We start from the raw sequence: 13469 nt of genomic DNA, 5'->3' as shown, positions 1-13469 counted from the left end.
GTACAGTACATTTATGCTTACTTGATTAGGCTGCGTTTGCGGCCTTTTTTGATCCTTTCTACCATCATTTTTTAGTTAGATTATCTAATTCTTAGAATTTGAATTGGGTCTTTTATATCTCAATGATTCAGTGGTTTACATGTCGGTTCACCAAGCTTCATTAAAATTCATTGTGAAATAATGAAAAGATGACCTAATCCAAAGTGAGTTGTAATTTAATTGGCAAGGAGAAGGAAAAGGGAATTACATTTCGTTACTTACTGAAGTAAATCTGAAACATCGCTGACACGGTTTTGAAATTTTTGCTGGCTAGTTTATGGGGTTCTAAAACGAATCCAAATAAGGAAGTACCCGTGAAGCTAACACCTGTCGTTGCCGCCGTAATTATGTCATTCAGTTCAGCAAGTTTTGCTTTTAGCTTGCAACAATCAGCCAATGAAAACAGTGAAGATCTCGTATGGACAGGGCACCTTAGCCCAGACAGCGACACGGTAATGTCTGCGATGCTCGCGGCTCATATCTATGGCGGCACGGCGACAGTGCCTGAGCCTATCAACCCTGAATCGACGTTTATCTTGAACTACTGCAATGCGGAATCACCACGTGTAGAGACAGATTACTCTTCATATCGAGTGGGGCTGGTGGACTTCAACCAAGTGACTCAATTAGCGCCAACCATCGATCAGTCATCTATTGTGGCTGTGGTCGATCATCACACGATTGGTGGCTCTCCGATTAACACACCACAAATTGTCGAGATGGATATTCGAGGTTGGGGTTCAGCTGCCACTATTCTGGCTGACAACGCTGAAAAGCTCGATGTGACCTTACCTAAACACCTTGCTTGTGTCGGACTGGGTGCGATTCTTTCTGACACTGTGGTATTCCAATCAGCAACCACGACTGAGCATGATCGTGAATACGCAGAGAAGCTGGCGAAGGTTGCAGGCGTTTCAGATATTGAAGATTTCGGTCAACAGATGTTGGTTGCTAAATCGGATCTTAGCCACCTTTCATCTGAAACCATTCTGACTCTGGATTACAAAAACTTTAAGTACGGTGGCAAACAGGTGGGCATTGGTGTCGCTGAAACGCTAACCGCTCAATAACTGATTGACCGCAAAGACGAGCTTTTGGCAGCGATGAAGTCTTATAAAGAAGAGAACGGCTTAGATCATCTGTTCTTCTCCATCACAGACACCAAGAATAAAGAAGCGAACCTATTGTGGGTGGATGAAAGCGACTACCAAGTTATCAAGTCGGCTTTCAACGCTGAACCGACAAGCGACATGCTGACCCTAGAGGGCGTCACTTCTCGGAAGCGTCAGATTGGCCCTGCAGTGCAAAAGGCAATTGAGAGCTTGTAAGTAGAAAGAGAGTTTGGGAGAGGGATTGGTAGAGATACCAATCCCTTTTGTAGTGTAAACCGACCCAGCTAGTTTGCTTCTCTACAGTGCTTACTCTGCGCTCTTATGTAGGCTAATGCACAGTCTATCTTGCATGTTTTTAAGGTGCATTTGAGTCGCATCATAAGAGAAATGTGAATTGGGAATACCATAATGTCGAGAATATTTTCGCATCTTCCTTACAAACCAGAATTCTACTGTTTCCATGGGTAGTATATAGTGATCAAAAAAGTCTCTCATTCTATGAGAGCACCTTAATTCTAAATCATAAATAGTTTTTTGGTTTACTTTATAATCAGTATCAATAGAAGTAGAAGTTATGTCATTCTTCATTGCCGATTTCAGGTTCAAAATAGATACTCTAACATCAGGGTAGTGATGTAACTCATCTTTACTCAACAGATCATCCACAACATAATTTAATACCATTATACAAATACACAAATAGTCATTTATTGAAATATAATCCTTCCCTGTAAGCGCTTTCCTGATTTTTATACGCTTTATCATTAGAGACTGAATGTAGCTATCACCAAACACTATTCTAGATTCAACTGGTTTGCGGCAATCTATACGAGAATACTGGTTTAGGTTTAACTCATAATTGTGTCTGTCTATAGCTTGCGTGAAGAAATCTTCGTCCCCCAGAGCATGGGACATAGAACGTCTTATTGTTTGTATATATGAGACTGATATACCGATGTTTTCACTGTACCTTATCTTTTTTATTTCGTCAGGAAGCCGAATTATTACAAAGTCAAAAATACATGCGGCGAATATCGATGAGAAGATTGAACTGAGTAACAGTTCATCCTCAGATTTACAAAGACTAAGTATCAATAGTGAAAATGACATTATTAATATTGTTATTAGGTTACGCGCTTCTGTACTCCTAATTACAAAGAAAGCGGAAAGCAGAGCGTCAATAACTCCATTTTTTATCTTAGTTCTAAGGATGTATTTACAGTGCAAGTTTACATACTTAGTTGTGAAGTATGTGTATACGCTAGAAGGTGGATGAGGTTTAGATTCTAGTAGTTCCCACCAAATAATCTTAAAAGTTAAAAGAGATAAAAGCGGGATATACAGATACAAAGACACTTGGATGAAATCAAGCAATAGGAAAAGTACCGCTATATTAACTAACAACAATGAGAACAATATTTTTGACATTTATAACAATACGTTAGACATCTGAATGGAGTGCATATTATCAATGTTATTCTTAAAAGTGCTAGTTAATTGTATGCATACGAAAAATCAACTTCCCCCGAACAACAAAGCGGAGTTTTATGGCGCTCTTTGCAACTCAAACAATTTACGTTTGTTGCTTGCAGATCCCAGTATCAGAATTACTATTCTGGTTCAGATAATTTTTAGTAGGGAAAACTCACATAAATAGGATGCGAATGAGCAAAAGGTCTATCCAACAACGGGGCAAATCCGTGTTAGCTCATAACTAAATCCCCTCCTAACCTCCCCTTAATCAGCATCTGCTAGCAGTAATACTTGAGGTTGATTCACCCATATCCAATACGCCCGGTATTTACTCCTGTTCTGATCTCAACCAAAACTCAGAAAGATCTTCAAACAAGTCGTCGTTGTCTAAGATGCTTAAATGGTTTTCATCGTAACCAAGAATTTGGTCGGCGTTTAATTGAGCTGGACGCGAAAGCTGGCTTGATAGGTCAATTACGCCATCATTACTGTTGGTATTAAATAATTCCCCTGAATTGTATCCAAACGCTAAAAAGTGCGGGGTATGGTTTTTAGTCTTACTACCAAATAACTCGGCGATAAATTTTCCGTCTGGATTTAAATCTACCCAGGCTGGCATCACGATAGGGGAGTATTCAACCCCTTGCTTGGCAGATGCCACCCCACCAAACGGGGAAGATATGGTGGTGATGCTACTGACAAAATTGCACAACTGTCCGATTTGGCACTGACGAATACTGTTTGTCACGATCAAGCCGCCCATACTGTGTGCAACAACATGTAGTTGTTGGACCTTATATTCAGTCACCACCGTGTGTAACAGGTTATTTAAGCCTTTTGAATTCAAGGAGAGAGACAACCCTGAAGGGTAGTTAAATACCCATATTTGGTATTTAGACTGGTCGACTTTTTCAATGAGTGATGCAAAGTCTAAAGCGGTCGCATTGATCCCATGCACAAAAGGATAGGGGTTTTGTTAGGGTCATATTCAGATAGAAAATAGAGCCCGGCGTTATCTTCAAGCAAGAATGTCAGTGGTTGCCACATACCGAGTTTTGCGTTTCCTTTCTTAAAAGGAGGGTCCGTTAAATTCGCCACGGTTCCGATATCGACGAGGTCTAACTCTATTTTCAATAAAGAGGACAATGATCGATCAACAAAGGCGCTGGGAGCTTTATTTTCATCAATGGTTAGTGAGACCTTTATGGTTGATTTGTCTTGGTGATCATGCAGATTAACGACACTGAATGGTTCGTCAGCTTGTAGGGTTAAATCTTGGTTTTTATCATCAAAGACAAGTAGGTAGTGTATTTTTCTAGATAGCTGCAATTGAATACTGTCGCTATCTATTATGCCGTCGTAGCCATCAACTTCGCTTTTATTGATATCTTTTATCTGTTGAATAACGACGGCTGAGCCCGACGCTGGTTCGGTCAAAATGATTTGGTACTGGTCGGTATAGGCATCAATTGCTTCTATCTCATTAGATAGATTTCTAAAGTTTCCGCATCCTGATAACACTGTACTGATTAACAGCACTGTACTGAGTAAGCATGCAGTAAGTAATCGCCTCATTCTAATCTCATCCCCATGTCAATAAGCTTCGTCCTTCAATCAACAATTTTATACATAAACAAACAGCATGAGTTTAATAGTAGCAAGAAAACAGAGAGTTAGGTCATATGTTGTTCTTGAGTATGTATTTAGATCGCGCCGGTAGTTTCATTACTGATGTAGGAAACGTTTAGTTATTGGTTCTTTTACCTGACCCCAAAAGCAAACAACCAAATTAGTAACCGCGGTTATTTACCTTAGATTGGTTTTTTTTGGCCAAGGGACAAGAGCTTTTAGAAATTAAAGCGTGTTTTTGTACACCTTACCGTCTTTCATGATCAATTTTTGTGTCTCTGTGTCCGCCACACAAGCAACACCTTCTAATGGATTGCCATCGATGATCAATAAGTCGGCATACGCGCCTTCAACGATCTGACCTAACTTGCCTCCTTGAGCATTAATCGTTTCATCGGTAATGGTTGGGTCAATATCTCCAATCTGAGTGATAAGATTATCTTCGATCAGGATAGATACGTTCTCGATAAGGTTGTTATCAACACCGTTAAATACGTTCACGTTAGTGATTAGCTTTTTCATAGTCTGCACCTTTTGGAAATGAGTGTGTGTCGCTGATGGAGTCATCATATGGGGGCAGCATTTGAAGAATGGCCATTTGGTGACAGTGATGAATTGGGTGTGTTTTTGCTATTGCTATAAGAGAAGGAAGGGGGATTTCTGTCGAATCATTAATTTGAATAATGATTATTGGTGGTGTCACAAAATGGTAAGTTTTGCTCCTTTTCGAGCGCTAAGATGTATTTCAAATCAAGGCGACTTATCAAATTAGAGAGAGACAGAATGACTAAATCAGACAAAGTTTACGGGTTCAACACACCACAACGTCTATTTGTAGGTTACACGTTAGCTGTGCTGGTGGACTTAGTGGTACTTAACTTTTTCGATGAGTACTGGGACTTCGTCAACATTGAGTCTTTCACTATTTCTTTGATAGCAGCGTTATTACTGCAGTTATTGTTGAAGCTCTCTATTGGCTTAGAGCACAAGATTGCTGAGCACTTCAAAAGTAAACCGGGTACCGCGCCTAAGGTTTATCGAGCCATCACTACTTACATCATCTTGGTGGGTTCAAAGTTCGTGATGCTAGAAGCGATTAACTTATTGTTCGGCGAGAAGGTGAGCTTTACAGGCCCTTGGAATGGTGTAGTGGCGTTCTTCGCCGTGGTATTTACGATTCTGATTGCTGAAATAATTGTATCGAAGATCTACTTTGCGCTTGATGATAAACAAGAATCAAACTTGAAAGAAAAGACAGCTTAAGCATAAGTAGAGTTAAACATAGGGGAGTTCGGAATGAACCCTCAATTGAAAAGGGTTGGCATGTTTGCCAACCCTTTTTGTCTTTTAGCCATCCCACACTTCAGAGTGGGCGACTAATTCAGCTTATGTAGACCGTTCAATTAGTACTTAACTTGGTAGTTCAGAGTGTAAGTACGGCCGCGGCCTTTGTAGTCATACGCCGCTGAATCGTAATGAGAGGAGTAAAGGATTTGAGCACGTTGACCCCAAACTGTGGTGTAGTCTTTGTTCAGCAAGTTTTGAATACCAAAACCTAGACTACCGACAGGAAGCTGATAGGTACTCACTAGATCAAACACGGTGTAGCCATCCAGTTTGTTTTTGTCGTCTTCGTAATCAAACATGGTTTGGCTTTGTACTTTTACGGATAGGTCTGAGTCATACCAACCTGCCCAAGCACTTGCTTTAGAAGTACTTGCACTTCCTGCAGATACATCTTTCCAACCGTCGTTACCTTTCACTTCAGAGGTGACGTAGTGACCAGAGGCGCCCAGTTGAATGTTGTCATGTACCCAGTAAGAAGCCATCGCCTCTAGCCCGTACACTCGCTTTTTGTCATTGATGTTTTCAATCAGCAATGTCTTTCTGTTGTACTTCACTGATTTGTCAGATTGTGAGTAGTAAGCCGCGGTTTGCAAGCTTAGCTCGCCAGTGTCAAGGCGATAACCTAACTCGAAACTGTTGGTTTTGATACCAGACATTTTTGAGTCATTAACGTTGATGCTGTCGTTGAGTTTCCAGTGATCGCCAACGAGCTTGTAATTACCTTGTCCGTAGTATTTAGCTGGGTCTGCAAGGTCGAAGCCCTGCGAGAAGTTTGCCCAGAGCTGAGACTCGTTAGTGAGGTGGTAGATCGTACCTAGGTTAAATAAGCCAACACCGTAATCGGTTTCACCACCTGGTACTGCGTCTGCTGTTTTCCCTTTACCTGCAGCAATTTTCTTCTGTTCTCTGTAGCCGACAAAATCATCAATCTTGTTAGAGATGTATTGGTAGCGGAATCCACCTTCCACCGTCCAATCATCGGTGATCGCATAGTCAGATTGTACAAAGCCCGCGATAGAGCTGACTTTAACACCTGCATAGCGACCCACTTGTGCATAGGTCTTGTTAATTAAGTTGCCTGAATTGTTCGCAATGGTGCGATCGTAAAGCGCTTGATTGCTATCAAGCTGATCTTGATACGCATCGATACCATAAACAATATTGAACTTATTGAAGCTCTTAGCCAGTGCTGTTTTTAATGAAATAACATCGGTAATTTGTTGACCAGAAGATTGGAAGTAAGGCGTGTAAGTTTGGTCTTCTTTACGGTATGAAGCTTCAGCAATAAACTGATGCCCAAGGAATTGATCATCGACGTAAGAGGCACTCAGCATGATGCGCTCAGTTCCGTGTTCGCGATCCGAGTAAAACCCTTTGCGTACGTCAACAAAATCGCGTCCGGTGATGTATAGGCCGTAAGGAGAGTTCTGCTGGCTATCGTAATATTGTGCTAGGAAGTTGAGCTTCTTGGTCTCAGACAGGTTCACGCCAACAGTTGTCAGGAAATCTACCGTCTTGTTGAACTGCAGTGAGCCTTGTGAAATGTCAGGAGTAACAATATCGCCATCTGCATCGAATACACCTTGTGTCTCGGTGTAAACCACAGAAGAGCGAGCTTGAACTTTGTCGTTACCGCCAGAGATAGATTGACCGACTTTGTAATCGAAATCTTCACCTGAATTAAAGCCCGATGAGCCACCGACATAAGATTCGAATTCTAACTCTTCACCTTGTGCTTTTTTGGTGATGATGTTGATGACACCACCAGAAGCACCCGCACCGTAGATAGACGTTGCACCCGATAACACTTCGATGCGATCAATGTTAAATGGGTCGATTGAATCTAAGTGGCGGCTGATTTGGCGAGAGGATTGCAGTGAAACACCATCAATCATAACGAGCATCTTACGGCCACGTAGATTTTGACCATAGTTAGTGCGAGCGCCGCTGCTTACATCTAAAGAGGGAATACTCGCCGATAGAATTTCACCTAATGATTTACCACCACGATATTCTTGTTCGATTTTATCTGCGTCGATGTACCAAACTGTTCCCGGAATATCGCTGATCGCTTTTGGTGTTCGGCTAGCGACAACCACCATGTTCTCTTCGGTTGTGTATTCTTGTGCTTGGGCTGTAAACACTGTGCTTGCTGCGACAATCGCTAGCGTAACGGTGGAAAGCTTGAAACTTCCTTTTTCGGTTTTCATTTTGTTCTCAATCTTGATCAATAAAAGGCTGCACAAAGACTCATATTTGTGCGATGACTTTGTTTTTTATAAGTAAACAAGCGTTCATCTTTACTGGTTAGTAATAAATGAAGCCTCCTAAATTAGAAAAGAGGTTAACAGTGGTCACTTACTTATGGCCCCAAACATACTCATCTCGATATCTTTCAAGCTTGTATACGTTCGCATTCACGCCACCTAAGCGGTTACTACTTCAATAGTTAAAGTACGAAGTATTATCGTTAAGTTTATTAATTCTAAATAAGAATCATTATTATTGTGTTTTTGTTGCGAAAATACAATATGAAAATGCAATTTTATTTTATAGATTTGGAAACACTTGTTTGCCGGGGGGGTTAGTCACTCGGGCGGAACAGAGCCAGTGCCTTGTTCCGCAAGTGTTTTGCGGGTGTGATACGTATAATTCAGAAGGTGTGAAAGTGCAGGTATTAGGGCCTGTTGATCTTTTGAACAAAATTTAACAACGAAAGTTAAACAGGCCTCGTGTGTTCATGAAGTAAGAATGCCATTTTCGATGGTAGAAGGACACGATAAGGGCAGCCATGATTTGACTGCTCACGTAGTTAACTGTTTTTTGCAATGATGCTGTTGATTAAACTTTCTCGCTGCTCCATAGAGACCGTCATTACGTCGTTGTAGGTGCGTTTCATGACTCGAATGTCATTTTCCAGTAGCTGAGCTAATTTTGTCGAGGCCGTTTGGTTGTCACCTTCTAGCACCAATTCGATGATCTCTAGGCGACGCTGGCACGATTTAGTGACCGAAGATTGAATGTGCATCGAGACGAGATCTGTCGCTTTACGTAGGCGATTATGTTGTTGCATGGTGCTCAATAAGAAGCGATTTCCTGAACATGCGGCAAGTTGCTCGTGAAACTCAGCACTGAGGCTAAAGAGTTGACTGGCGTTGACAGATTCTGGGGTCTGAATCGCTTGAGCATGGCGATCTCGGCAGCTTTCAATTGCACTGTTATCAAGTGTCCATGTTGGTTCGAGTAGGCCAGCAGGCTCGAAAATGAGTCGACAGCGATAACTTTCGGTGTGTCTTTCTAGGGTGTTCAACACACCATCAAGCTGCCATTTGTATCCTGGACTGCGACGAAAAATACCATCGTTTTCTAATAGGCGCAGTACGCTTTGCATCTCACCACGGTTGGCATCATAACGTTGTTGCAGGTCTTTCTCGGAAAACGACTGACCTAACTCACTAAAGAATAAATCCATGAGTACGCGCAGGTATAATTGTTCTTGGCGAGGTTGTTGGTCGTTGTCTTGGCCTGAAATTTCGATATCTGCCGCATCGGTTTGTAATACAGACCCTTTATAAGGGACGACTTTAGTGATGCCTTGCGCTGACAAGTGTTTTAGCACCGCTCGAATAGGGCTTCTTGATACTTCGAATTGCTGCGCCAAAGATGATTCGTTTAGGCTGCTTCCCGCTTTCGCGTTGTCGGCTTTTAGCCTCGCGATGACCTTGAATAACAAATTTTGTTGGAGCTTTGTAATTGTCGTTGTGTCCATGACGCTCAGAGTATGTGTTTAATCTTGATTCCATGGTAAACACAAAAAGGCTTAAATACCATAAATTGTGTTTTTGTAACCAAAAGACAATGTTAATCAACCTGTTGCAATGGATAGGTTGGTTGGTAATTTAGCGGTTCATAGGGAATTGATCGGTTAGTGATAGCTTTGTTGGCAAGTGTGTTGATGAGTGGGTAAGAAGAGAGCCCGCTTAAAGCCTCGACTTCAAATAGAGGCTTCAAACGGGGGCTTTAAGCGGAGAAAGTGACTTCTCGTGTGTGCTTATTTTCTCATTAGATAGAGGAAGTAGCCGCCACCAATCAGAGAGGCTAATAGACCTGCAGGGAACTGCCAAGGAAACCATAGCGTACGACCAACCCAGTCGGCAGCAACCATGATGATAGCGCCTAATAATGCTGCAGTGAGCATTTGAGGAATCGCGCGATATTGGTGAAGCGAACGTGCCATGTGCGGCGCCAATAATCCAATGAAACTTAATGGCCCAATGACGATGGTGCACAGAGTTGTTAGTGCCGCGACAAGCAAAAGCAAAGCCAATCGAACAGCGGTTGTGCTCATACCTAGGCTGCTTGTGGTGACGTCGTCTAAGTTAATCAGCTCTATCCAGCGATTCAACGACAGCGCCACTGCACTGATGATGGTAACCCCAACGGCGAGCAAAATGACATCTTGATTCGCGACTAAATAAGTCGATCCTGAAAGCCAAGTGAGGAGCGCGGTTGCATTCTCATTACCCGAGCTCATTGTGATGCGCAGTAGAGCGTCGAGCCCTGCACTTAGCGCGATGCCTGTTAACAAGGTTTGCGTTGGGGCGAAATTGTGTTTTCTTCCCATTAACCAAACCACGGCAGTCACTGAAGTTGCGCCGAGTGTACCAAGCAGCATTTGCTCTTCTCGGCCGACTGCTATGCCAAATAGTGTGCCGAGCACTAACGCCAGAGCAGCCCCTGAGCTGATCCCCAATACTTCGGGGCTCGCCATTGGGTTGTTTGAGATGCGTTGAATAATCGTGCCTGCAAACGCAAGCCCGATCCCTGCCAATAGCGCGACTAATACACGCGGTAGACGTAGATCGAATAGCGATGGGTTGAGTTCAAGATTCCAGCCGAACTGGTTTTTACCTACTGTAAGGGCAAGAACACACATTGCCATCAATAGTACTGACATCGCGGCAAGTACTTTACGCGTACTGACGAATTTGTAGTGCTCAATGGTTTCACTGCGGTTTTTGAGATCGGACTGCAGCTTGGTACGTTGCAGTAACCACAATAAGAAAGGAGCACCCAGTAGCGCCGTCATTGCGCCGGTAGGGAGCAGTTCGCCACCGAAGCCAGAGAAGGGCTGAATCACTAAATCCACAATCAATAGAATGAAGCTGCCTACCAACCCGCTGACCAGAATCTGTTTCGCGAGTGCTCTTACGCCGATAAGCCTAGCGATAGCAGGAGCCACAATGCCAACGAATCCGATTAAGCCTACTTCACTGACTACGGCTGCAGTAATAAAGATCGCCAACGATAAGCAAAGCAATTTGATTTGTTTGATGTTTACACCAAGCGAAGTGGCGACATTATCGCCAAATTGCAGCGCTGATAATGGACGCTGTAAAACCAGTAATAACAGCGTCGGGATCGAGACTAAAGGTATGAGAACCTGCACGCTCGACCAATCATTCTGATTCAGTACACCTGCACCCCAAACAAAAATACTGGTAAGCCGTTGTTCATGCAGCATGAGCAACATGGTGTTGAGTGAGCCTAAAAATAGGCTGACCACCATACCGGCTAACACCATGTGTAATGGTGAAAAGCCTCGTGCAGAACTTAAAGTAAAAACTAAGCCTGTTGCAAGGCAGCCCCCGATGAAAGCGGGAATAAACCCTGGGATAGCTAGGTTCGCAGGAATTAAAAGGATCCCTAATACCATGCCGAGTTCTGCGCCCGCAGCAACACCCAATGTTGTAGGTGAGGCAATGGGGTTACGCAGTACAAATTGCATCACACACCCAGCGACTGCCAGTGCAAAACCACAAATGAGAGCGACGGTAAGCCTAGGTAAATAGGTGAGGTGAGTAATCAGATGCTGATAATTTGAAGAATCAAAGTGAAACAGCGTACCCCAAATCAAGCCAAACCCTTGCGAGTAAGGAGCGGTAATTTGCAGTAGCGAGCTGATCAACAAAACAGCAGCGACAGGTAGTGCCGCTGCCTTGATATTGAATCGCCCGGTGACGGTTTTTTCGATCTTTACGGTAGCCATTATTTTTGGATAAGCAGTTCGGTAATGTGGTCACTAAACCTTTGAGCGGCGATTAGCCCACCGAAGGTCCAGATGGTAGGAAGTTCGTAAACGGAGTCTGTACGCGTAAACGCCATCGCTTGCCAAAGAGGGGATTGAGTCAGTTTCTTATGCTCTTCTTCCGTTAGCGGGCCAAAGATCATCACATTCGTCTGTTGGTGTTCAGCGAGCCTTTCAGTACCTGTAGTGGTAAAACCCCAGAGGTTTGTCTGCTCTTGCCAGTCGTTTTTAAGACCCATGCTGCTTATGGTGGCTTGCGCTAATGAACCTTGGCTATGAATGCGTAAGGTTTTGTCGTTGATAAAGCGTGCAAAAATCAGTGGTTTGTCTGAGTTGCCTGCGGCACGTATTTTTTCACCGTTATCGCTTAGTCTCTTGTTTGTCTCATCAATCACTTGTTGGGCGCGTTGTGCTTTGTTAAATAGCTTGCCTAAAGAGAGGGTAACCGAAGTTGCGGATTCAAGAGGTTGTTTCTTTTTGCTGTAGACACTGTAAACCAAGACAGGTGCGATTTTATTGAGCTGGTGGTAGGCCGCCGCCATATGCTCACTGATTAAAATGACGTCAGGTTTGAGTTCTGTTAGTAGCTCTAGGTTTGGTTCTCTTCGAGATCCCACATCTGTCACGTCTGCATTTAACGCAGGTTTTACCACCCATTGCTGATAACCTTGTGCGTCTGCCACACCTTGCAACTCAACGCCTAGGCTTAATACGGTTTCGGTGAGTGCCCAATCTAAAGCCACCACTTTTTTAGGTGTAGCATCGAAAGAGACACTGCCCATTTCATGTTTGATTTCTAGTGCGTGAACGCTCTCTAGAGCAAGGGCGTTGAAAGCTAATACTGTGAACAGCATGGTGATGAACTTTTTCACAACAGGTTCCTTTTGATTTAAGGGATGTAGCTGATAGGTTGCCCTGTCTCAGGGTGTTTAAAGAGCGCAAGCTCCATTCCGTAGATTTGCATCAGTGTTTCTGGCGTCATCAAATCTTTAGGCGAACCGGAAGCAATCACTTTTCCAGAATGAAGCGCAATCAAATGATCACTGAATTTGGCGGCCATGTTCACATCATGAAGCACCATGATCACGGTTAAGCCGAGTGACTGATTAAGCTCTCTGATTAAAGCGAGCAATTCATGCTGGTGCGCGACATCGAGTGCTGAGGTTGGTTCATCAAGCAAAATACATTGGCTTTGCTGAGCAAGCAGCATGGCGACCCAAGCTCTTTGTCTTTCTCCGCCGGAAAGTGTTGCGACAAATCGGTCAGAAAAGGCGTTAAGGCCAACTTTCTCAATCGCTTCGTCTACGATGGCATAATCATCTTTGCTGTAACGTCCAAATGCGCCTTTCCATGGATAACGGCCAAAGCAAACCAGTTCACGAACGGTCACGCCATCAGTAATCGGTGGGTTCTGCGGCAAGTAGGCGACTTGGTGTGCAAATTCAAGGTTACTGTATGAGGTGAGTGGTTGCTCATTGAAGAAAACGTCACCTTCTGTTGGCGCGTTTTGTCGACTTAACAGTTTAATGAGTGTCGATTTTCCACATCCATTATGACCAAGCAAGGTGGTGATCTTCTTTGGTTCAAAGGTCAAAGTCGTTGGCGAAAGGATTTTCTTACCGTCGATTTCGAACGAGGCATTGGTAAGTGTGTACATAATGCAATATGAAGTTGAGTTATGGGCTGCTAGCCGCTAATGTAACACAGTGAAATCAAAATGATAATTATTCGCTAAATCAATCTATTTATCATTGTAATGTGCTCGTGCCCACTACGAACCT

Annotated in this window: 6 protein-coding genes and 3 pseudogenes; 2 read left to right on the top strand and 7 right to left on the bottom strand. The window is 43.3% G+C overall.

All coding sequences use genetic code 11. From position 1 onward, the window contains the following. Positions 1–353: 353 nt before the first annotated feature. Positions 354–1367: pseudogene (locus tag OCV30_RS10595) on the top strand (manganese-dependent inorganic pyrophosphatase). A 1585-nt stretch (positions 1368–2952) separates the two neighbouring features. Here the strand turns inward: OCV30_RS10595 and OCV30_RS22900 are convergent. Continuing rightward, positions 2953–4199: pseudogene (locus OCV30_RS22900) on the bottom strand (lipase family alpha/beta hydrolase). Positions 4200–4478: 279 nt separating this feature from the next. Next, positions 4479–4631: pseudogene (locus OCV30_RS10580) on the bottom strand (metal-dependent hydrolase family protein); the annotation flags it as partial. Between the two features lie 405 nt (positions 4632–5036). Here OCV30_RS10580 and OCV30_RS10575 point away from each other — a divergent pair. Further along, complete coding sequence (locus OCV30_RS10575) at positions 5037–5516, top strand: hypothetical protein (RefSeq protein ID WP_065679583.1); 480 nt, start codon at positions 5037–5039, stop codon at positions 5514–5516. A 140-nt stretch (positions 5517–5656) separates the two neighbouring features. On the opposite strand, the gene OCV30_RS10570 is transcribed toward OCV30_RS10575, so the two are convergent. From OCV30_RS10570 to OCV30_RS10550, 5 genes are all read right to left on the bottom strand, one after another. Continuing rightward, entirely contained in the window at positions 5657–7810 is a 2154-nt protein-coding gene (locus tag OCV30_RS10570; protein ID WP_065679584.1) for a TonB-dependent receptor, read from the bottom strand. Positions 7811–8412: 602 nt separating this feature from the next. Next, positions 8413–9369, bottom strand: a complete 957-nt coding sequence (locus OCV30_RS10565; RefSeq protein ID WP_065679585.1) for a GntR family transcriptional regulator — start codon at positions 9367–9369, stop codon at positions 8413–8415. A gap of 282 nt (positions 9370–9651) precedes the next feature. Then, positions 9652–11649 carry a Fe(3+)-hydroxamate ABC transporter permease FhuB gene (gene fhuB, locus OCV30_RS10560; RefSeq protein WP_065679586.1) on the bottom strand — a complete coding sequence of 666 codons (1998 nt, stop codon included), beginning with the start codon at positions 11647–11649 and terminating at the stop codon, positions 9652–9654. Next, positions 11649–12560 carry an iron-siderophore ABC transporter substrate-binding protein gene (locus tag OCV30_RS10555; RefSeq protein WP_017096909.1) on the bottom strand — a complete coding sequence of 304 codons (912 nt, stop codon included), beginning with the start codon at positions 12558–12560 and terminating at the stop codon, positions 11649–11651. Before OCV30_RS10555 ends, fhuB begins: the two co-directional genes overlap by 1 nt. 17 nt (positions 12561–12577) lie before the next feature. After that, positions 12578–13345, bottom strand: a complete 768-nt coding sequence (locus tag OCV30_RS10550; protein WP_065679587.1) for an ABC transporter ATP-binding protein — start codon at positions 13343–13345, stop codon at positions 12578–12580. Positions 13346–13469 lie beyond the last annotated feature (124 nt).

The sequence above is a fragment of the Vibrio atlanticus genome (genome assembly GCF_024347315.1).
Taxonomy (GTDB): Bacteria; Pseudomonadota; Gammaproteobacteria; order Enterobacterales; family Vibrionaceae; genus Vibrio; species Vibrio atlanticus.
This window is presented reverse-complemented; position numbering and strand designations above follow the sequence as displayed.